Source organism: Paenibacillus sp. cl130 (assembly GCF_900116035.1).
GTDB lineage: Bacteria > Bacillota > Bacilli > Paenibacillales > Paenibacillaceae > Paenibacillus > Paenibacillus polymyxa_B.
Genome location: NZ_FOYG01000007.1, coordinates 122,247 through 144,799 on the forward strand (window position 1 = coordinate 122,247; position 22,553 = coordinate 144,799).

Genomic DNA, 22,553 nt, shown 5'->3' on the forward strand with positions numbered 1-22,553 from the left:
CTCTAGCGATTTCAATCTCCCTACCAGATCCTATTTATTTCATTTCCTAATTGGATATTTTCATGTAGTATAAGTCTAATTGAAGTAACCCTGTTTGGGCCATGCTGAAGCTATACACTATATGAAGGAGGATTTCATATTGAAATCAAATGAAGCAACTTTGCACAAAAAGCTGCTCCCACGGCACATTACCTTTATGGCTATGGGTGGAGTTATCGGAACGGGAATTTTTAAAGGAAGTACCGAAACGATTAGCTTGGCGGGACCTGGAGTTATTTTATCCTATGTCTTCGCAGGACTCTTGCTCTTAGTCGTTATGGGCGCAATTGCCGAGATGGCTACCGTCTATCCCAACATGAATATGAAGGATTTTATTCGCAAAGCTTTTGGAGAACGTCTGTCCTTTATTATCGGCTGGTTGTATTGCTTTATGTGGCTGGCCGTCTGTATCATTGAGGTCATTGCTGCGGGGAGCTTCCTGCAATATTGGTTGCCAGATGTTCCTCTATGGGTACTCAGTTTAGTGAGTGCGGCTTTCATTATTGTCGTCAACATGCTGAGTGTCGGCGGTTTTGGGGAGCTGGAATTTTGGCTTGCGGGTATTAAGATTGCCATGATTATTATCTTCATCGCCTTGGGTGGCTGTATACTGTTCGGGATTATTCCCACTGAAACTCCACCTTATCTAAGCAACTACGCGCAGCACGGCGGATTTCTACCTAATGGCTGGTTAGCTATCTTTTCAGCGCTGCTGGTCGTTACCTTTTCATACGGAGGGTCCGAGCTGATTGGACTGACGTTGACGGAGACAGAAAATCCAGAAAAGGTACTGCCTAGAGTGGTTAAAAGCTTTATTCTTCGCGTTGTTTTGTTCTATACGTTGCCCATTCTCATCATTTGTGGCTTGATTCCCTGGAACCAACTGGATGCGAATACCAGCCCGTTTGTACAGGTACTGTCTTCTGTAGGGCTTCAAGGCTCGGCTCATGTTATGAACTTTATTCTGATCACTGCTGTACTGTCTGCCGCCAATTCGGGAATTTACGGGGCTACACGTATGCTGCATTCGCTGGCTATCAATGGAGAAGGTCCCAAATCACTCGCCCGCTTATCTTCAAACGGGGTTCCGGTAAATAGTCTCAAATTGTGCGCTGTAGTCCTGATTGTCGGTTCCATGGTTGCTTATGTCGCTCAGGACGGGCTGTTCCGTATTTTGATGGCTGTACCTGGCTTCGTCGTGCTGCTCGTCTGGAGCTGCATTTGTCTGTCCCAATTGAAATTGCGCAAATCTTATCCAGTGGAGCCTACTTTCAAGATATGGGGATTCCCTTATGTAACGGCGGTTACAGTGGGATGCCTATGGGTCATTGCGTTTCTATTCTTGCTTGACCCGCAAAATCGCATTAGCATTAGCGTGTGCGTGGCTTTCATGGCATTTCTGGTCATCTGGTCTTTGGTGAAGTTCCGGAGAAAGCAGGCGTAAGTAGCACATGATTCAATCTTACCTGTTTCCTGTTTCGTATGCCTTTCTTGCGTTTCCTTTTGCTGCCTTATTGTTCACACTGCCTTTCCTAATCGTGCAATATCGCAGGCATGGCTATATTCACAAGGCTAGAGCATGGCTGCTTTACTTGATGCTGTTATACTTAATGAACGCCTTCTTTCTGGTCATACTCCCGCTTCCAGCATCGCGTCATAATGCTGCATTAGCCGGGGGAGCGTTGCAGTTGATGCCCTTGCAGTTCGTTCACGACATTATAAGAGAAACATCCGTCTCACCCGCCCATCCCTCCAGCTATGTTCATTTGCTGAAGGAGCGAGCTTTTCTGCAAGTCGTTTTTAACGTTGTGATGACCGTGCCTTTCGGTATGTTCTTACGTTATTATTTCCGTGCACGATGGGGATGGTGTCTGATTCTGTCCTTTATCCTCTCCCTCTTCTTTGAGGTGACGCAGCTGACAGGACTGTATGGATTTTTTGACCATGCGTATCGTGTGTTCGATGTAGACGATTTGATGGCTAATACATTAGGCGGTATGCTAGGCTTTCTATTAGGCGAATGGTTTTCACGCTTCCTGCCCCGCTTGGAACATCTGGACAAGCATGTGGACATGGCAACGAAGCGAGTGTCCTATACCCGACGGGGCGTAGCCATTTTCGTGGATTCTATCATTTGGACCGGGCTACTCGGCATCATGGAGTCCCTACATGTGCCTGCTGCCTTCTGGGTTTCCAGTGGGGTATACTTTATAGTGGTTCCTTACCTGACGAATGGACGAACTCCAGGAAAATGGCTGGTGCGTATTCATCTTACAGGGACAGGACAACGGATTTCCCTGTGGGGGCTCATCAAGCGTTACAGTCTCTTGTATTGGTTGTATTTTGGACTTAATTACGTACTGGGTGGGCCTGTCCTATGGTCTCAAGTGTCCCCTTGGCTAAGTGTTCTGATTAGCCTTTTGCTGTTAGTGATCAACGGATGGTTCTTTTTCCATCTGGTCATACGCCTATTTAAGAAAGCCCCGTTATTTTATGAGGAGCTTAGCCATACTTCACACCAAATTATATGGCCCAAGCACTATCATCATCCTCAAAATGACACCGCTGACTCGGCAGAAACGTCGGGAGCGAATACCGTGAAATGATAACTGAAAGACTGACAACGTGATAAGCACCCGCGATCTACGTTGCATCTAAGCAAATAAAAAAACAGGTGAAGCAAAGGATTTCCTTTGTCCGCCTGTTTTTTATTTTGCGCATAGATATTAGTTCGTTTCCCTTATTTCCACTGTGCAATTTGATCAATAGGCAATCGTGTGGACGGATGACCATCGTTGATACCTTTACCCATGGAAATGAGCATAACAGGGACATAACGATCTTTTTCCAGACCAAAGGCTTCAGCAATTTGATCCTTTTCAAAACCGCCAATAGCGTTAGTATCATAACCATGAGCGCGCGCTACCAGCATAAGCTGCATGGATACCAAACCACCGTCAATCAGGACTGTTTCTTTGTTCACAACTGGATCAAGCGCTGCAAAATGAGCTGCCACTTTTTCCTGTTGCATTTCTTTAATGTCTTTTGGCATATAGCCCAGTTCTACAGCTTCTCCGAAAATTTGTTCGAAATTATCAAAGTTATTCAAATCCCCAAATACAGCGATCACTGCCGAAGATGTTTCTACTTGACGTTGGTTGAAACGGGCCAATGGTGCCAGTGTAGCTTTACCTTCAGGGCTGTCAATGACGAGGAAACGCCAAGGTTGCAGGTTAATGGAAGATGGTGCGCGTGTAGCTTCTGTCAAAATCTCTGTCATTTCCTCGCGGCTAATCTTTACGGACGGATCGTATACTTTGACAGAACGGCGACCCAGTGCAATTTCTTTAAAATCATTTGTTTTGACAATATTGGATGTGTTCGTATTATTCATTCCAATCTCTCCCACTATAAATTAATATTTTCTCATGTTTTCTCACTCATTCTTCGGTTTTCAGCCATTGACATATCGAGCACTGGAGAAGTGATGTAAGGATGTCATTATTTTCCCGATGAGCCGGTGGCAGGAATAGAGGTTGAGACATTTTTCCCAATCTATGGATCGACTTCTATGATCGCACCTTGGATATCCACTCCTGACTCTTGACGGCTTACCCTCCCATATCACGCGGGGTCTTTGCCCTTATGGAAATGATTCCTGCGGCTGCTCCGTGCTTCCTTTGTCTCTGCTTATTCCTGTCCGATGAGAAACATAAATCCGGTTTTTCTTAAGCTGTCTTCTGTAACTGGGCCTCACGTACTGGCCCTAAAACGTCGTTTGCATCGTACCGAACTTGCTTGGTGCCGAGCGTGTGAAGAACGCGAATCAGCTTCCCGCACAACGCTACAATCGATTGCTTTTTCTTCAGTGGATTCTGGCTTCGTTTGGTAAAGTATTGGTGCAGTGCCTTAAACTCCGCATTCTTCGCCACCATGAGCATCACGACCGAAACAGTAGCGCTCTTAGCCTTGCGCGTCCTCGTTTGGTTATACTGGATTTTCCTTTTTTCTTCCCCGAGCTGTTCTCTTTGAGATTCAGTCCGGCCAGCCGTATAATCTGCTGTCCATGCTCGTAACCCCTTAGATCCCCCACTTCCGCCAGGAACCCCGCCAAGGTGACCACAGCCACGCCTGGCACAGTGAGCATCTCTTTCGTTCCTGGGATTTGAGAGAGTAGACGTTCCACCTCGGCTAGAATCTCTTCGAGCTGTCTGGCGAACATGTCGTACTGTTCCAGAAGTGTTTTAATCTCTATTTTTGCTGCTGGAAGTCCTTCGGTCAGACCGATGGAACTTCTCGCCGTTTCCACCAGTTGCCGGGCTCGTTTCGTCCCTACGGCTCGCTTCACGTCTTTCTTCCAGCGCTGGACGATGGCTTCTGCACCTAATTCTACGATCTCACCTGGCGTTGGAAACTCCTGCAAGGTAATGCGCGAAGCTTTCCCTTCCCAGTCTTTAATTACCTGCGTGTACTCTGGAAAAAAGCGATCCTGCCAGTTCTGTACCCGTGCATACAGGAGGCGCTTTTTTTATTCAAATCTCAAATTAATTCATTACAGAAATGGCTCCTTACCTTAAAAATGAATGAACCCACTTCATCTTCTGACATTAGCGATCAGATAATAATTTTCCTCCCAAACCAATGTTTTCTTTTTCGCTTTCCTTAATCAAAACAATAAAAGCCGACTCGGGTACATTCATTATGGTTGAAGCTGATGTGGTAAGTTCAGTGACCAACGATCTTTTTTGTTCTTTATTTAATTTGCCTGCTTCAATAGTAATTACTGGCATGTAAATTCCTCCTTGTTTCCCCTATGGGTATAATGTAATTGGGGTCAGTCCATATCGGACATATGACCATTCATAACTTGCAGCATATCGGCTAGCTGGTGCCGCTGAGTCTCGTCGAAACTTTGGAGCAACCGGGTCACAAACTGTGAGCGTTCCTGTTTAAAAGTAACAATACGTTCACGCCCATAATCGGTCAGGCTAACCAGCGTAACTCTGTTGTCCTCCGGCTTGGTTCGTCGTGTGACCATCGCTATCGCTTCAAGCTGCTTCAAATGGCGCGTTACGGCTGCAGCGTCAATGCCAACCTCTTTTTGCAGGAGAGTTTGACTAATCTCCTCCACTTGATACAACTTGCACAATAGCTGCAATCTGGATGCGCTGACTCCTGCGCAACGCTCAAACTTGGAGCTAATCTGCTTGTTCAGCAACAACAGCATGTCAAAAATATACTCAGGCTCGGATGGTGTCTGGGTGATATCAATCTCTCCTCCCTTAAGCATATCGCTGGGCTTCGTGATCCGACCTTTGATCCATCAATTATTGATCTATCAAGTAATATACATCCTCTTTAAAAATAAATCAAGTCCCTGAGAAAAATAAAGTGCTCTTTGCAAATAAAAGCTGAGCGACTCGCACAAGAGCCGCTCAGCTTCAATTTAACTTTATTATGTTCCGTTGTGCTAAATAATCCCGTGGGACAGCATTGCGTCGGCCACACGCACAAATCCTGCGATATTGGCTCCGACAACCAGATTGCCCGGCACGCCGTATTCCTCAGCCGCCTTCACGCTGTTAGCATAGATATTTTTCATAATATCATGCAGCTTGGCATCCACTTCCTCAAAGGTCCATGACAGGCGCATACTGTTTTGTGACATTTCGAGCGCCGAAACGGCTACTCCGCCTGCATTGGCTGCCTTGGCTGGTCCAAACAGAACTCCATTGCCCAAGAACACTTCAATGGCCTGGAGCGAGGATGGCATATTGGCACCTTCGCCTATAGCTTTTACGCCATTGCTTACCAGCAGCTGGGCTGCTTGCTCGTCAATTTCATTCTGTGTGGCGCATGGCAGTGCGATGTCGCATGGGATCGACCAGATCCCCGAACAGCCTTCTGTATAGATTGCGCCTGGACGCTCTTGAGTATACTCGCTAATCCGCAGACGGTTCACTTCTTTCAGCTGCTTCACCAGCTTCAGATCGATACCGTCTGGATCATAGATGTAGCCATTCGAGTCACTACATGCCACGACTGTAGCGCCAAGCTGCTGTGCTTTTTCAATCGCATAAATGGATACGTTCCCCGAGCCTGACACGACGACGCGTTTTCCTTCAAAGGACGATCCCTGCGCCTGCAACATCTCGTTTACAAAATATACACAACCGTAGCCGGTCGCTTCCGTACGTGTGAGACTGCCTCCGTAATGAATCCCTTTACCCGTCAGGACGCCACCTTCATGTCCTCCGCGAATCCGCTTGTATTGTCCGAACATGTAACCGATCTCGCGGCCACCTACTCCAATATCCCCAGCCGGAACGTCGGCATCTGGACCAATATATTTATACAACTCAGTCATGAAGCTTTGTGTAAAACGCATCACTTCGTTATCTGATTTCCCTTTGGGATCAAAATCCGAGCCGCCTTTACCACCACCGATGGGAAGACCCGTCAATGCATTTTTGAAAATCTGCTCAAAACCCAAAAACTTGACGATTCCCAGATATACAGACGGATGGAAGCGAAGTCCACCTTTATAAGGCCCTATCGCACTGTTAAACTGCACACGGAAGCCACGGTTGACCTGTACAACCCCCGCATCATCCACCCAAGGTACACGGAAGGTAATGACTCGCTCCGGCTCCACTAGCCGTTCCAGAAGCCCCTGCTGCATATACTTAGGGTGCTTAGCCAATACCGGAATTAGCGAATCCAATATTTCCTTGACGGCCTGATGGAATTCATTCTCATGAGGATTGCGCGCGATAACCTTCTCAAAAACGGACTGCACATATTCGGCTGCTGCTTGTTGACTCTGCTCTGGACGGATCATGGTCATTATTTAATACACCCCTTTTATAATTAGCCCCTCTGTTAAATGACGGAACGACGTTATTCTGCACCTTCGAGAGTGGAACTTTATGTATTCATAAAATTTAGTTAACTATACATGATTTTTTATAATAATACATCTAATTCGCCTATAAAAAATTTTTGTATCCTTCATTAAATAACTCTATGAACCTCTCATTGTCTGTTAGTTTCCTAAAGCTAAATCCCTTGATTCATGGGCTTTTTTCACGATTTCTGAGGCCCTAACACCTTACCCTACATGGCATTATAATGTGAACAAATTGAAACTAAAACATACATTATGTCTGGAATATGGAAATAAGAAAAAGAGGCTGCGCGCAGGGCGTAGCCTCTTTTCCCATTCTTTTACACATAAAAGGCTTCAAGCTGACGCACAATTTCTGCCTCGTCATGCTCTACCACCTGCTGATGCTGCGATTTGGAGAACAATTGTTCAATTTGCGCTGGGAACTCCTGCTTGATGTCCACCAGACGAATGGCTTCATCAAATTTGGCCGGATGCGCTGTCGCAAAGGTTACACATACTTCGTCCGCGCCATTATACGCCTCATACGCGGCAATACCGCAAGCCGTATGCGGGTCCAGCAAATAATCGTATTCGGCCTTGTATTTCTTGATCAGCTCCAGACACTGCTCATTCGAAGCACCGAGCGCTTCAAAATCCTGCTGTACCCGCTTCAAATCCTCTGCACTGATCACAATCCGTCCCTCAGTTTTGAGGTTATCCATGTATTCAGATACCTTGGCTGTATCCTCACCGAGGAAGTAATACAGGTATCTTTCGAAATTGCTCGCCACCTGAATATCCATCGAAGGACTGTATGTGCTTTTAAAGTCGCCTGGCTTGTATTCGCCTGTCTTCACGAAGCGCTCCAAAATATTATTTTCATTGGTTGCAATGATCAGCTTATGGATCGGCAAGCCCATTTTCTTCGCAAGAAAGCCGGAAAAGATATTGCCGAAGTTGCCAGATGGCACACTGATATTGATTTTTTTCGTACCCGCTGACTCCTGCGCCCGGAAATAAGCATAGAAGTAATATACGGTTTGCGCCAAAATGCGCACAAAGTTAATCGAGTTAATCGCCCGCAAATGATGTTTAGCTTTGAAATCCAGATCGGCAAACAGGTCCTTAATGACCTTTTGACAATCGTCAAAGTTCCCTTTTACGGATAGATTCAGTACATTTTCATCGTCTACCGTCGTCATTTGCAGCTCTTGTACCTTGCTCACCTTTTGGTGTGGGTGCAAAATACAGATTTTAATGCCTTCCTTGCCACGCACGCCCTGAATCGCTGCCGCCCCAGTATCGCCCGAGGTTGCACCTAAAATATGAATGATCTCATTCTGCTTTTTGGACACGTAGGAATAAAATTCACCCATAAATTGCAGGGCCACATCCTTGAACGCGAACGTAGGTCCGTGGAACAGCTCCAAAATAGACAGGGAATCGTTGATCTTCTTGACTGGCGTGACTTCTGGATCACGGAAGCTCGCATAACTGCGCTCTACCAGTTGCTGCAAATCTTCACGAGGAATCTCATCATTGATATACAGCGCAAAAACTTCTAGCAGCAGCTCTCTGTAGCTCAATGTTGCCCATTGCTCCAGCGTAGCTGCCGACACAGTCGGAATCTGCTCCGGTACCATCAGACCTCCATCGTCAGCTAACCCCATGAGCACGGTATCAATAAATCCCTTGGCTTCTACTCGACCTCTAGTGCTTATATATCTCATATCCATCCCCCAATAAAAATTCAATTCGAACCTTTTTTCGAATATATTATTGTCTATAATACCCTGTCGCGGTGCTGTAACCAAGCCTTTTTTTCATATTTCAAAGACTTTCTCCTACTTTACCATACCCTGATGCATCAGGCATCTGTAATCACTAGGCAATCGGAACGTCAGAAACAGGCCGTGAGTTTAAAAAAAGAAGGCTACTCCAGTCATTAGGAACCTGAAATCGAGAGTGCAGCCAGCTTAAGCGAAGGGGATGTGCAGCTTCCCGTAAAACGCAAATCGTTGCCAACTTCCTCTACCTGCTGCAACACATCAAAGAAGTTGCCCGATACGGTGATCTGATTGACTGCTCTGACCACTTGCCCCTGCTCAATCCAGTATCCCAGACAAGCCAGCGAAAAATTACCGGACGCCGTATTCGTACCCGCATGCAGCCCTTGCAGCTCTACGATCATCAGCCCGCGATCCGTCTCGCGAATCATGTCCTCCAACGTATACGTGCCCGGTTCCACATACAGGTTATGATACGACACACCGATTTTGCCGTTATAGCTGCCCTTGGAAGCATGAGAGGTACTTTCCACCCCAGCCTTGCGGGCCGTCTTTCGGTTATGGAAATACGTCCGTAGTTCTCCGTCCTTGATGATCTCATTACGATGCGTTGCGCTGCCTTCGGCATCAAACGTACTGCCTGCGGGAACGTTCTCCATCAGCGGATCATCAATCAGCGTAATATGCTCACTTGCCACCTTTTGCCCCAGTTTCCCAGCCAATCGCGAAAAGCCTTTATCCACCGACTCCGCTGAAAATACCGACGTATACGCAGCTAGCAATTGCGCGGCTGCATCATGACGGAAAATGACCGGATAGTTATCCGATTGGATCGTGTGCGCACCCAGCTTGGAAACAGCCTCTTTTACGGCTTTATGCGCCACATCCGCAATATCGATTTCTTCCACACTTCGCAGCGAATAATCATGCCAGCCCCCGGTAACGGTCTCGTCATGGTCTGCTGCAATCACATACACATAAGCGGTCGCCAGACTTTTGCGACGATGGCAGTGTAGCCCTTTAGTATTCACAATCAGAACCTCATTTTCACGAATGCTGACCGAGCAATGCCGAGCCATCACAATCCGTGGATCTGCGGCAAGCGCTGTGCGCTCCATTTCCAGCGCCGCTTCGATCAGAATCTCAGGAGCCGTGTCAGCTAACGCTGCGGCATAGGCAGGCTGCTCAGGGTAGCTCTCAGAGCCTGCGAACAGCTCATCCTGCTCCTCGCTCTCCAATATGTCCGCGTTGCTGCGTGCCTCTTCCAATAAAAAGTCGATCACGTCCGGTTCCAGCTTCTCCGTAGAGGCATAACCCATTTTCCCGTTAATGACACCCCGGAAGGAAAGCCCACCGTTTTCGACGATGGTATATTGATCAATTTCTCCCTTCAGTACCTTCACTGAGGTAGAGCGTCCATTTACATAGTAGATTTCCATATCCGCGTAGCCGATTTCCCGACCTTTTGTGAACAACGCTTCCTGAAATTGCTGAATATTCATCGCCTATTCCCCCTTCCGTCCGCCGACGGTCATTTCGGACACACGAATCGTCGGCTGTCCGCAATTGACCGGAAGACTTCCGCTGACCGAGCCGCACATCCCCTGACCATGATCCAGATTGTTGCCGACCATATCAATATTTTGCAGGGTTTCAATCCCTTTGCCGATTAGCGTTGCCCCTTTAACCGGCTCCGCAATTTTGCCGTTGCGAATCATATACGCCTCTTCGACTGCAAAATTGAACTCGCTCGTCGAGGTATTCACCGAACCGCCGCCCAGCGATTTGGCATAGATCCCGTACTCCGTATTCGCAATGATCTCTTCACGGGTCGAATCACCATTCGCAATAAACGTATTGTTCATACGGGACGCAGGCGCAAATTTATAGGACTGTCTTCGTCCTGACCCTGTCGCAGGTACACCCATCTGGCGCGAGCCCATGCGGTCGATCAGATATCCTTTTAAAATGCCGTTCTCAATCAGTACGTTGCGCTGTGTCGGCGCTCCTTCATCATCGATATTGAGCGAGCCCCACGCGTTCTGAATCGTTCCATCATCTATAGCCGTGACAAGCGGTGAAGCCACCTGCTGCCCGATCTTATTCGCAAACACGGAGGTTCCATGGGCCACCGCCGTAGATTCCAGCCCGTGTCCACATGCCTCGTGAAAAAGAACGCCACCGAAGCCGTTCTCAATCACGACCGGCAGTCTGCCGCTAGGCGCATATCCCGCTTTGACCATTGTGGTCGCAATACGAGCGGCGTGTCTCGCATTTTCTTCGATATTCAGATTCTCCAGGAATTCAGTCCCTGCATACGCTCCCGGCCCACGGAATCCGGATTGTCTATGCTCCCCATCGGTCGCAATCGCGCTTATTCTCATGCGTGTATACGTACGGGTATCCTCCACCAGCAGCCCGTTACTATTGGCGATCAGCACGTTTTGGATTGAGTTACTAATCCCAATGGAAGTCTGCGTGATGGAAGGATCATATTGGCTTGCTGCCTCATGCGCCCGTCTCATCATGTCAATCTTGGCACGTTTCTGTGAAGCGTCAGGAATGATCGCAATTGGATGTTGGTTAGGGATAGCATGAGGATGGAGTGTAATGGTGTGTGTACCTGGCGCTCCACCTCCGCGAATGGCCTTAGCGGCCGATTTGGCCAGTCGGATCAGGCTCTGTTCGCTCATATCGCTGGTGTAGGCGTACACCGAGAAATGCTCCTTCATAATCCGAATACCAATCCCAAAATCCCGGCCTGACAGCGCCGTATCCACGATTCCCCCGGTCATGCCCAGTTGTCCATTGGTGCGGTCCTCGACGAACACCTCTGCAAAATCTCCGCCCGTCTCCAGCGCGGCTTGCAGCATATCCTGAATCTGTGTTGGATGTATCATCACGTTCCTCCTCGTTTTTGCCATGTTTCTTATTGTACGGTTATTCGTTCAAGATAATATGCGGGTTCATGTTTATTTCCCATAACTTTACTATACATGATGTTGGGAGTGGGTGTAACTATCTGGGTGGCAAGTGGTTTGGAGGAGGTGAAGATTTATGCGCGGGGATTGAAATGAGAAAACCCGATCAGACCGTGAAGGGTCATGTCGGGTTATTGAGCAAATTTATTACTGGTTGGATTGAGCAAGTAAGTGCAACTAAGGACGCTACGTAGACGGATCATTCTTCCGATCGCTGTTGCCCCCAGGTTTTTTTGATTATATTTTAACGGTAAAAATCCGCGTTCAAAGGCGAACGCTCCGCTTCTTCAGAACTATTCCGTCCCCTCCGCTACTATGCTTGGGTTTGCTTCATTTTGTTCCAATCTCTAACTGATTAGTTAAAATACTTTTCTCTAAACGGATATAGTACAAAACATGGTTTAGTTCAATCTCCGTTGAGTGTAAATAATAGGCCGCTTCCTTAACTGAATCCATGCTAAGCGCTCCTGCTTTGGCAGCGATAATGTTAAACGCATCTCCAAGTAATTTAATACAAGTTTGAATCCTCTCTGTGTATTGCTTTTCAAGTTCTACTAACTTTTCATACTCCGCTACCATGTCACTCTGAGAAGTCAAAATATTCCCCACCTTTTGGTACGCATATGAGTACCAGTTTTACAAAAATTATATGTTACGTTTATGCGTATCGTCAAGAAAAATTTGTAAAATAAGGTGGGAACTCTAATGGCAAAGAAAGTAGTTGTGAAAATAAACGAAATTACGAGAAAACATAATATCTCCTTGAGAGAACTCTCACGTTTATCTGATGTACGTCATGCTGCTCTAAGCGAACTTCAATCCGGTAAACGTGAAAGTATCAATTTTAATCATATCGAAAGAATAGCCGAAGCCATGAATATTGAAGATATTCGGGAAATTATTGATCTGGTTAGTGAGGTAGAACAAAATTAGTTAATTTTTGTCGTGTTTAAAGTGAAAATTCCTCCTCTAATACTTTAACAAACATAATAAATATTCCTATATCATATCGAATATACATTCCTAATAAAAACTCACTTTGGAAAAACCGTCCTTAAAGAGGGGAAAGTTCATGTTTCGAAAGCAAGGGGAAGTATGATGAAAAGGCCCAGCATATCTCCTAGGCCCTGAAACTTGAATATTAAATAATTTCAATGGAACAAATTTAGTGAAAAATGGCATACACAACATAGGAGAGCACATTTTTGACCTCTTCATTGTCAGTGGAGCGATAAGACTTTGTGCGTTAGGGAAATACGTTGGAAAGCCTTGTCCGACAAGGCTTTCTTTAACTTTCTTTGTTATACGTTCGAGTTTAACGCTCAAGAAAGCAAAAGTGTGACCAAAAAACAACGGATATTGTTGCGGTTACAAAGTCATCTGTAATCCATAAATCTCTTTTTTCAAATAATTTGCTACATCAATTGATTCTACATCTAGATTCTTTAACCACTCTATACAAGTATCTGTAGTAATATTATCGTGAAATCCCATAATACGAGACAACTTGATTGCAGCTTCACGATGTAAACCAATTGCCATAAACTCTAATGCAGAAGTAGCGCAAGCTCCATACTCTAAATATGCCGATATATTTATTATTTTTTCAGAATCCTCTCTTCTATTAATGCTAATAAGGAAGGTTTTTAATACTTCGATATATGTTTGAGTATATTTAACTATTTGATATCTGATTGTTTTATTTATAAATTCAATCTGGTCTTTAACATGCTTAGTAATTTCTCTTTGTTCTCTGTTTAGAATCTGTCTATCGTAAAAAATAAGACTTGTCAAAGAAACGCCTTTCATCCATTTATCTCCTACTGTAGTGATTCTTTTAACCTGTTTTTCAGTCCATGAACTATCATTAAAGAAAACATTGATAGCATTAACTATCAAGTCAAAACGTTCATAGCCACTTTCGTTTAATGGGAAAACTGGGCAGAGATAATCAATCTCACTCTCATTATCAACCAAAAAATCCCACAATGCATTTATTTTCTGGGGCATAACCCCTGGATTCTTATTCAATAACTCTGTAGGAGGCTTAAATGCGTTAATTGTTGAACCAGTTATAGTGTCAATCTCTTTTAAAATATCTAAATTTTGATCTGTACTATACAAAGAATTTTCCAATCTTTCGCCAAGCAGATGCTCTTTAATAACTAGCGAGAATAACTGCTCGTTATAATCATCACTTTCTTGCCTTTTTGGATTTTCGCTCTTGATAAACTCTTTAAATTTTTCTGGTTCCTTAACTAACCTGATTTCAGAAGAGGGAATTATATCCTGATATCTTTCTCCTATAACTGGATTTGTGACCCAACTTTCTAATTCTATACATATAACGTTACCAGAAAAGTCATTTCCGATTCGTCCAGCTCTCCCCACTAAATTCCAGAAACTAAGGTTATCAATAGGGTTTTTTCTACCTTTTTTAGGTTTGTAAACAAAAATATTCTTAGCTGGCATGTTTACACCTTCTAATAAGGTTGACGTACAACTCACTATTTTTAAGAGTCCTAATTTAAATAGATCTTCAATACCGGATCTTATTATTGCAGGCAAAGAACCAAAATGGAATGCTAGTCCCCTTCTTATAAAATTTGCAAGTTCATAGCTTTCTGTAATATATTCTTCAATAAAGTCAGCAAAATCATTTAAACGCACATCATCTAGAAGAGGAAAATTTCCATTGTTATATAACTCTCTGATTACATCAGTGGAAAGCATTGGCTCATTTGAGTAGACAATTGAAGTTTGATTATTCCAAAGGTCTAACGTTGCACTGGAAAGAATTTTAGAAATTGTTTTACTTCCCGAATAAGTATAACTTTTCTTCCCTATAGCTATTTCTTCTTTGTTAAATAATGCGGTAACCAACAACGTATCTTCTAACAACTTTACTGTTATAATGTTCTGACGTACCAGTGGCAAATTATCTCTTTCATTTACCCCATTCTCGAACTCAAATGTGTCCAATAATTTTTGTGGATTTTTAACAAGCGGGCTTGAAAACAGTATCTTTGTCTCTGGCCAGAGTAAACGAGAAAATTTAACTGCGTTTTCAAGTAATACTCCTCTCCCACCATATTGAATGTTATGAGCCTCGTCCACTACAATAATATTTGTTTTAACTCTGTTTACATCTTTTCTGTTACAAAGTTGATATAACCTTTCTTGAGTTAAAACTAGTATATTCGATCGTTCTGGATGCTCGATTAGGACTTCAATTTCCGAAGAACATCCTACAAAGATATTCTTTAGTCCCATTTCTGATATACTTGAAAGGAAATCGTTCATAACTTGCTTAATTAGTGCTCTTGTTGGCACAATATAAATAGCAGTAGTACCCTTCTGTTTAACTATCTTATCTAATAACACTTTGAGATATACAAATGACTTTCCAGCAGATGTAGGAGCAGAAATACTAATCCCATCTACCTCTTCCTCGATCATGTCAACTACTCTTTTCTGAAAATTAGTTAAAAGATAATCTTTCCCTGATAAATTTCTAGTGTTAGCATTCTCAAACACATGTGCTTCGAAAAGCGCCATCCCATTTAATTGTCTTTTATAATTACTTAGTTTATTTCGATCTTCTAACAATTTTATTCCAGGGTAATTTCCAAGTTTCCTCAATATTAATGAAGAAGCCATTACAATCGAATTCGACGGTTTGATCAAAGGAAGAGTGGTAGCAATGTTTAATGCTTTTTGTTTATTTTTAATTTTAACTGATGCAGCTAATATATTTGCAGACTCCAAAAGTATCCTAGTTTCTTCACCCGATAACTCTTCATCAGTTTGATTAAAGAATTCTAGTTGAATTTCCATTTTCTTTATTTTTTTTATTAAAAAATCTATATTTCCTGAGTATTCCATTCTATATATTAGGGACTCGAAGCTCATAAATCACACCTCCATTCCAATTTTATGCATAAATTGATTCTCGAAATCAATAATTTTATTAAAAGGAAGTATAAACCAATTAATCTTTACATTTTTAATACTGCTTGTTTTTAATAATTGATGGCAAATAGATTCGTAGTTCTTCTTCAATTCACTAATAAAATATTGATTTAAATGTTTCTCTAAGGTTGGACCGTTTATTCCATCTTTTTCAAACATATTCAAAAGTTCAGAATTATAACCTGTAAATACAGTCATTTCTACATTAACTTTGCTCCAATCCCTTGAATCAAAGAATTTGTCAATTAGAGTCTTCAACGGACCATGATTTAAAGTCTCATATGAATAATCATCATAAAAGAGAATATCATTCTCCATATTCACTATTTCCTCTAATTCTTTAAGAATTGTAGTAATAGCTACTTCAAAATTATCATGTAGAATGCCTCCACCAATAAATAGCGCCAACTGCCCATTCTTCAAACCTGCATGCACATCATCTGAAATATAATTCAGTTCTGTAGACGGGATGTCGCTTCTAATTCTTGTATACATTTTAGGCATTTCTAAAATTCCTTCTATCAACATCCACAAGAGCATAGAACCAAGTTTTCCACTTTTGCTAATTTCACTAACTATTTTATTATTATTCTTAAAAATCTCTAATTGTTTGCGTAGGTCATTTGATGATGAACTAATAATGGTTAGACTATTAGCATACTGTTGTAAAACAAGTGTTAAATGTTCAGCTAGTTCACTAATTCTTTTATTTCCTGATTCATGATATTTTACATAGTAGAAATCAACATCCATATTCAATTCCTGATTTATCATCGAATGGTTTATTTTGTTGAATATGTCGTTACATACTCTCTTTTGTATATCCAATCTTTGTTTCAATAAATTATTGGAATTTGCTAGCGAAGAATTAATCAAAATTCCATTTTGTAGCAAGAAGTTTGCACACTTGAAGAAGCTAACTGACTTCAGTTGATTCTTTAAAAGGCTGTACTCCTCTTTAATTAAGATACCAACTATTTTCTTATCAACCAATAATGGGGCACCTGATAGGCCTGAAAGACCGTACGGCCAGTCTTCTTTTATATAATTACTTGTTAATTGCTTATCATACTCTTTACTGTCATCAAAACTGCTATCAAAGTAGAGTTGCCCTCTGAGATAACAATAAGCATCTCCCTCGGCATCAGTATTCCAATCTTTGGGATACCCCATACTCTCCCATTCAATCTCCCTGCTATCATAACTATTTACGTCAATTGCTAGCCATTCTTCAATATGCGTTACTTTATCAGTAATTTCAAGCAGAGCCATATCATCTTCGATTGAATCAGCTATTAAATTCGCATACCTTTTAAAAGATTTCGTACTTCCAGGATAAAATTCAAGTTCTATTAGCTCATTATTGTCAATATGCTCTTTTATACAATGTCTTGCTGTAATAGCACGTTTTTCATCAATTAAAAATGCAGTACCTTGGTTACGGCAGATAATTTTCGCTGTAGTTTTATATAAATATTTAATAGTATCTATGCTAAACTTCCTCCTTAACTTTTTCGTTTTTTTGAAATGAAATTATTGTAGGAACATCATCCAATGTGTTTGCCAAATCATTGGTGTAATGAATACTGTAGCTATACTTTTCCATCAAATTTGGATCATTAAATTTATTTAAAATCCTGAAAGGTTTATAGTTGAAAATTAGCTCCTTATCAGGAGTGTTGTCAGTCGATATTATTCTATAGATCGCTTCAATATCAGGATGACTAAAGTTCTTGCCTTTACCGTTTGTTGAAAAAATATATTTATTGGAATGTATCAGTTCTAACATACTAACACTAGTATTGTGTTTACTTCCGTGATGAGAAACTTTAACCATATCAAACCACATTTTCTCTTCTTTTCTCTGATTCAATAATTTTTTTAAATTATTTTCAATAATTTCCGAATGACAATCTCCTAAGAAAAGCAGTTTCTTAGAGTTGAACTCCAATATAAATGCAATAGAACTTCCGTTCACTTCTGCTCTATCTGGTTCAAAAGACTGTTGTGCTATTTCTTCCAATGTGTATCTAGTAGAATTTATATCTTGGACCTTTCTCTGTTTTTGTTCCATTTGGATATTCGACATATAAAATTCGAAAGCATCGTCCAGTGTCTGATCACTATCAACTTTATCTTGATAACCGAGTGATGATAATTTCTCAGCCCATTTATTAGAAAGCAATTGAAGATTTTCAATATTAGGAGATAATAAAGTTATTGATAATTCTTCATTCGTATAGTTTACCTTGATCTCGTTTTCATCAACTACTACAGCTTTATGATTAAAGCTAGTATTCCACTTGTTCTCATAACCATTTTGTAGTATTAGTGATCCCAAAGTTGAGCCTTGCTTATATCCTATATCTGCTACTTCTCTTACTCCTATTTCCCGTGGATATCCCATAGAAAGAATGCTATTCATTCCACTGTTAATAGAGAGCTCCCCTTTAGTTTGAATCTTATCAAACTGTAAGTGTCGAAAACTGTTATACCAAATTTCTCTTATGTCAATTGAATTTGGATTATCAGAATGACCGTTTTTCTTAAAGAATCTAACTCCGCCTAGAATATGATCTTCATCTACATGAGTAAAAATTAACAAAGATATACCCTCTGCTTTTATTTTCTGAAGTTCCTCACTAATAAACTTTTCATAGGTAGTAGCAAAGCCCATATCCACTAAAATATGATTAATTGCTTTCCCTCTACAAGAAATAAGAAAACTATCACCATACGATGCAGGAAACATTTTTACCTCTAACATATATCTTCTCTTCCTTTTTAAAATATTCATGACATTTGACTCAGTAATTAAGTCCTATATAAATAATAACTCAGTTTGACCGAAAAAAATGTCGAAAATTGTATTACATTATGTTTCAATAGATAAAATTAAGCACTATGTAAGCTTCATTCTATATTTCACGTAAGAAACTTTCTATTAATCATTAAAAAATCTGGATAATAGTAAAATCAAAAAATAAACAAAAAAATCCCCTGTGAGTCTTACTCAACAGGGGCTGCCAATTCTTTCGAACAAAATAAGTACAACAGGAATAATTAAATATTCCTCTTTTAATCCAAATCAAGTTAAAAAATGTGTTAATTTTTCATTATTGACCATTTCCATTTTCAAACTTAACTTCCTTACCTTCTTTAACGCTATAATTCTGTTTTATTTGTTCGTCATGATCAGATTTTTCGCCCTTTAAATTGGTCTCATTAGGAACACTCCCTACCATTTTAGGTTCTTTATCTTGCTTCTCAAACTTTGAACCTTCTAATCCTAGCTCTTTAAGTGCATCTTTTAATCTTTCGTTAGGTTTACTCTCTTCTTGTTTTTTATTCTCAGGTTTTAGGCCTTCTGATTGGGCTTGATCAGAGGACTTTTTCCATTTTCTGTATGCTTTACTCTCTTCTCGCTCCTTACTTCCAGATTTTGGGGATGCTGAGCTATTTTCCATCTTACTCCACATTGACTTCCAATCTAATCCACAAGATTCTCTCACAAAAGAAAGTATATTACGCGATACTTTAAATTTTTCATCTGATAACGTATATCCGAACAAATTCCTAATTTCATCATCTGTGTAATCCCTACCCTTTATACCTTGCTCAAAAAGTAAGAAATCGAGATGCTGAGGCATTGACAAGTATGCATTTGGACGAGCCAATGCTCTTTCAATGAGACCAATTAGACTAGAAGTGTAAGGGGGGGGTACAATCTCTCCAAAGTCAACATCTTTTGGCATCATTGCCTTCGGAACTGAAGTTTTTATTATTTCATTTGCAAGTTCTTTGGCAGTGTTTATTAGATTTCTAGCAGTACCTGGGTCTAGCTCTCCATAAGTAAGCTTTGATGAAATATGTTCTCTTCTAGCCTTTTCTGGTAGACCTAGTATATCTGAACTTATCCACAATATCTGTAATCCAACTAAAACTGTTAGTTCACATGCGAGATACTTTAGAGCATCATAATGATCTTTGCTATGATTCCCTCCATGTTGAAAGCCTTTTGCAATGTTAGTAAGAAACTCCATACATATGTTAATAGCAACGTAAGGATTCTTATGAAGATATAACTTTTTAGTATTCAAAATGATATTATTCAAAAGAGAACTTGACTTTGCAGCATTCTTTATTTTCTGTTCATAGTGAGTATAAAATTGCCCGTCAGCTAAACCGTAAGAAGATTGATTCTTTCGGTATTCACTCATACTATCACTAGTAAGAACTTTCACTCCACCTGAAGCTGCAAAACGAATAATTTCCCATTGTGTTTTGTTGAGAGCTACGAATACATTAGAAGCATTAACAAATTCACCAAGACCTTTTGCCCAAAATACCCTCTCAAAAGGCTTAGCTTTAGTTTTGTTTTTGCAATCGCATATTATCTTATGACCTTGAAAGGGGTTAGTAAATACAATTCCCAAAACATCTATATCAGTCGCATCATTGCCATAGGATAAGGGGACTCCTCTTCTAGTTAAGTAACCCTGGCTTTGAAACATACTAGAAACATCATATTCAAACCCAAAGCCCTTCTGATCAGATTTATTATTATAAACCACACTTTACACCCCCGACGAAGTACGAATAGTAGTTAGCAACTTATTTCGCAAGGCTTCTACTGGAGCTGTAGATTTTGCAAAAATCTCGCTTTTCCTTGTTTCAGGAATAATACAGCCACTTGGCTGATCTTTTAACAGATCTCCAATATTTGCCTCCGCTTCAAGAGCAACTTTATTGTAAGTAATCATTTGTCGAACAAGTTCCCCCACCTCAAGTTGGCGTAACTTCATTTCAAAACCATATGGCTTTGCTGGTCTTGTTTGTATCACACCATCAATTTCCAGCAATGCATAATCCTGACCTATAGCTGTTGCAGGACCAACCCACTGTCCACGGAGTAACTTATTCAGAATATTCATCATCTTGTCAAGAGTAGAAATTTTCCCTCTCCCCCATGTCGACTTTGTTTGTCCAAAACGCAAACAACTTAATAGTATTTTCGCCTTATGGAAAACATCCTCAGAAAGTGAAAAACTTCCTATACCTTGACCTTTAATTTGAGGTGTTGTTAGGAAAGTGGCCGATCCTATTGCAGATTGTACAGTAATACCATCAACAAGCCCCACTCCTTCCATCATCTCCACAATATACGTAGGAATATGCGATGGAATATGTTCAATTAGAAAACCCTGTGTCTCAGAAATCAAATTTTGAATTTCAATTACCATATCTCGTTCATTGTTGTCCAGTGACGACAATGCTTTTACTACCCTTTGTGGATCTCCATTAAACGAGTATTCGTTAAACAGTACTTTTTCACCACTCTGACCACTCTCTCTAACTAGTCCAAAAGATTGCTGTAACTTGATAGTTGTTTCAGCACATTCTTCAGATATACTACTGGTTGTCAAATACTGCTTGAGTTCATCTGTAGTTCTTGGTAAATGAAAGGTGTGATTTAGACCGATTAAACTCGCATTCTCTTCTTGTTGGGGTTCAAGCGTCTCATAAATGGTTGATACGCTTTCCAGAGCTTCCTTACCAGAGAAACAATAGATTTCAATTTCTTTCGGTCTGTTCATTGCATCAACTGAATAATCGACTTTCTCAGCTTGCCGTAAGTAGCTCAAATATGTATTCAATTCTGCAGGTGAAATACTAGATTGGCGAGCAAAAACTTTTGCATTCTGTATAGGTATAATTTCTTGTTTATCTGCCACCAACCTACCAAGAAAGGCTCCAGCTTTTCCTGCTTGTTCTGTTGCCTCATAAAAAGCAAGCTCGGTTGTATACTGTTTAAGTTCAGCCAGATGTTTAACCGTGTTTACAATCCAGGTACCCTTTGTAAGCTTATCCATCTTCATGCCTCCTGTAATTTTGGTAAAACAAATATTTCTTGTTCAATTTGAATGTACTCCTTTTTTTGGCACATAACAACAGCTTAGGAAAGGAAAAAATCGTAGGTTAATTATTTTCACTTTGTCCAAATTAATATAACGCATTTAGGTGACCCTTTAGAGCTGGATTAAAACTTGCTGGTAACACCATCAAAAACTATAGATAATGCCTATAAACAGATACTAAAATGTTAAAGATAGAATGCTGTAAAAGGTTTTAGTTGAAGAAAAAATGGCCGAGAAAAACGGGCAGACGTATATAGTTCATCGAGTTTATACTGAAAGATTTCTTTATACTCCTAAAAACCAACCGTTTTTACAGGGCCAATCACTAATAATTTTATGAATTCTTCAGCGATGAAGTTGGATGAATATTTCATGTTTTGGTTCAACCACCATCGTATCACTGACATATACAAAGATGTCATCCATTCCAAGAATAAATCCCGAGATATTAAGATATTATTCGGGAAGCTGCTATCCATTTTTCCAATGAGAGCTTGCTGAAACTTTTGATTAATGTCTATCATCTGCGGATCGTTAAGCAGTACCTTGTATAGCACCGCATCATCTTCCACGACTTTAAGAATTGCACGAATATTTTCTTTGAAGCTGCTATATTCTAGTTCTCCATCAACAATATGTGTTTCAGGGGCTACCAATTCTATGATATTAGCTAACGCTTGTTCCGCTGTTTTTTGCAGTAAATCATACTTGTCCACATAGTGTAAATAAAAGGTAGAACGATTAATCATAGCTGCATTCGCAATCTCCTGAACGGTAATCGCCTCAAATCCGTTTTTATCCAGCAAATCAATAAATGCATCCCGAATTACTTTTTGTGTTTTTATAATACGTAAGTCCTTATTTCGAATCATTTTAATACCTCCTGTCTACTATATACATAATAATCATCATATATGAGATTCGTGTCGTATAAGCAACAGACCCCTATATATCAATGATTGAAGAC

17 protein-coding genes and 1 pseudogene are annotated in these 22,553 nt (G+C 41.0%); 3 read left to right on the top strand and 15 right to left on the bottom strand.

Annotated elements, in window-relative coordinates; all coding sequences use genetic code 11:
* The first annotated feature begins 139 nt into the window (after positions 1–139).
* Both BM358_RS19105 and BM358_RS19110 read left to right on the top strand, forming a co-directional pair.
* A complete protein-coding gene (locus tag BM358_RS19105) occupies positions 140–1,483 on the top strand; it encodes an amino acid permease (RefSeq protein ID WP_028542243.1) in 1,344 nt (447 codons plus the stop codon).
* A gap of 7 nt (positions 1,484–1,490) precedes the next feature.
* Positions 1,491–2,645: a VanZ family protein gene (locus BM358_RS19110; RefSeq protein ID WP_023989744.1), complete on the top strand. Its 1,155-nt coding sequence runs from the start codon at positions 1,491–1,493 to the stop codon at positions 2,643–2,645.
* A 134-nt stretch (positions 2,646–2,779) separates the two neighbouring features.
* Here the strand turns inward: BM358_RS19110 and BM358_RS19115 are convergent, their stop codons facing one another.
* From BM358_RS19115 to BM358_RS19160, 9 genes and pseudogenes are all read right to left on the bottom strand, one after another.
* On the bottom strand, positions 2,780–3,433 hold the full coding sequence (locus tag BM358_RS19115; protein WP_028542242.1) for a nitroreductase family protein: 654 nt from the start codon (positions 3,431–3,433) through the stop codon (positions 2,780–2,782).
* A 334-nt stretch (positions 3,434–3,767) separates the two neighbouring features.
* Positions 3,768–4,546: pseudogene (locus tag BM358_RS19120) on the bottom strand (transposase); the annotation flags it as partial.
* Between the two features lie 100 nt (positions 4,547–4,646).
* Positions 4,647–4,829, bottom strand: coding sequence for a 4-oxalocrotonate tautomerase DmpI (gene dmpI / locus BM358_RS19125; RefSeq protein ID WP_023989746.1), 183 nt, complete (start codon positions 4,827–4,829; stop codon positions 4,647–4,649).
* 44 nt (positions 4,830–4,873) lie between these two features.
* A complete protein-coding gene (locus BM358_RS19130) occupies positions 4,874–5,266 on the bottom strand; it encodes a MarR family winged helix-turn-helix transcriptional regulator (RefSeq protein WP_028542241.1) in 393 nt (130 codons plus the stop codon).
* 243 nt (positions 5,267–5,509) lie between these two features.
* Complete coding sequence (gene gdhA, locus BM358_RS19135; protein ID WP_028542240.1) at positions 5,510–6,886, bottom strand: NADP-specific glutamate dehydrogenase; 1,377 nt, start codon at positions 6,884–6,886, stop codon at positions 5,510–5,512.
* A gap of 380 nt (positions 6,887–7,266) precedes the next feature.
* Positions 7,267–8,658 (bottom strand): threonine synthase, encoded by a 1,392-nt coding sequence (gene thrC / locus BM358_RS19140; RefSeq protein WP_028542239.1) that lies wholly within the window; start codon positions 8,656–8,658, stop codon positions 7,267–7,269.
* Positions 8,659–8,873: 215 nt separating this feature from the next.
* Entirely contained in the window at positions 8,874–10,217 is a 1,344-nt protein-coding gene (locus tag BM358_RS19145) for a TldD/PmbA family protein (protein WP_028542238.1), read from the bottom strand.
* 3 nt (positions 10,218–10,220) lie between these two features.
* Positions 10,221–11,615, bottom strand: a complete 1,395-nt coding sequence (locus BM358_RS19150; RefSeq protein WP_028542237.1) for a TldD/PmbA family protein — start codon at positions 11,613–11,615, stop codon at positions 10,221–10,223.
* A 411-nt stretch (positions 11,616–12,026) separates the two neighbouring features.
* Positions 12,027–12,293, bottom strand: a complete 267-nt coding sequence (locus BM358_RS19160; protein ID WP_028542235.1) for a hypothetical protein — start codon at positions 12,291–12,293, stop codon at positions 12,027–12,029.
* 108 nt (positions 12,294–12,401) lie between these two features.
* Here BM358_RS19160 and BM358_RS19165 point away from each other — a divergent pair, with 108 nt between their 5' ends.
* Positions 12,402–12,629 (top strand): helix-turn-helix domain-containing protein, encoded by a 228-nt coding sequence (locus BM358_RS19165; protein ID WP_028542234.1) that lies wholly within the window; start codon positions 12,402–12,404, stop codon positions 12,627–12,629.
* Between the two features lie 435 nt (positions 12,630–13,064).
* Here BM358_RS19165 and BM358_RS19170 read toward each other — a convergent pair whose 3' ends face one another.
* The 6 genes from BM358_RS19170 to BM358_RS19195 all read right to left on the bottom strand — a co-directional run bounded on the left by BM358_RS19170 (position 13,065) and on the right by BM358_RS19195 (position 22,458).
* Positions 13,065–15,608, bottom strand: a complete 2,544-nt coding sequence (locus tag BM358_RS19170) for a DEAD/DEAH box helicase (RefSeq protein ID WP_028542233.1) — start codon at positions 15,606–15,608, stop codon at positions 13,065–13,067.
* Between the two features lie 3 nt (positions 15,609–15,611).
* Positions 15,612–17,159 carry a Hachiman antiphage defense system protein HamA gene (locus tag BM358_RS19175; RefSeq protein WP_371263102.1) on the bottom strand — a complete coding sequence of 516 codons (1,548 nt, stop codon included), beginning with the start codon at positions 17,157–17,159 and terminating at the stop codon, positions 15,612–15,614.
* Position 17,160: 1 nt separating this feature from the next.
* The gene (locus BM358_RS19180; RefSeq protein ID WP_177235830.1) at positions 17,161–18,435 is read right to left on the bottom strand and encodes an MBL fold metallo-hydrolase; all 1,275 of its coding nucleotides are present in this window, start codon (positions 18,433–18,435) and stop codon (positions 17,161–17,163) included.
* Between the two features lie 349 nt (positions 18,436–18,784).
* Positions 18,785–20,242, bottom strand: coding sequence for a hypothetical protein (locus tag BM358_RS19185; RefSeq protein WP_028542231.1), 1,458 nt, complete (start codon positions 20,240–20,242; stop codon positions 18,785–18,787).
* 3 nt (positions 20,243–20,245) lie between these two features.
* Positions 20,246–21,541 carry a hypothetical protein gene (locus BM358_RS19190; protein ID WP_028542230.1) on the bottom strand — a complete coding sequence of 432 codons (1,296 nt, stop codon included), beginning with the start codon at positions 21,539–21,541 and terminating at the stop codon, positions 20,246–20,248.
* Positions 21,542–21,879: 338 nt separating this feature from the next.
* Positions 21,880–22,458 (bottom strand): TetR/AcrR family transcriptional regulator, encoded by a 579-nt coding sequence (locus BM358_RS19195; protein ID WP_028542229.1) that lies wholly within the window; start codon positions 22,456–22,458, stop codon positions 21,880–21,882.
* Positions 22,459–22,553: the final 95 nt, after the last annotated feature.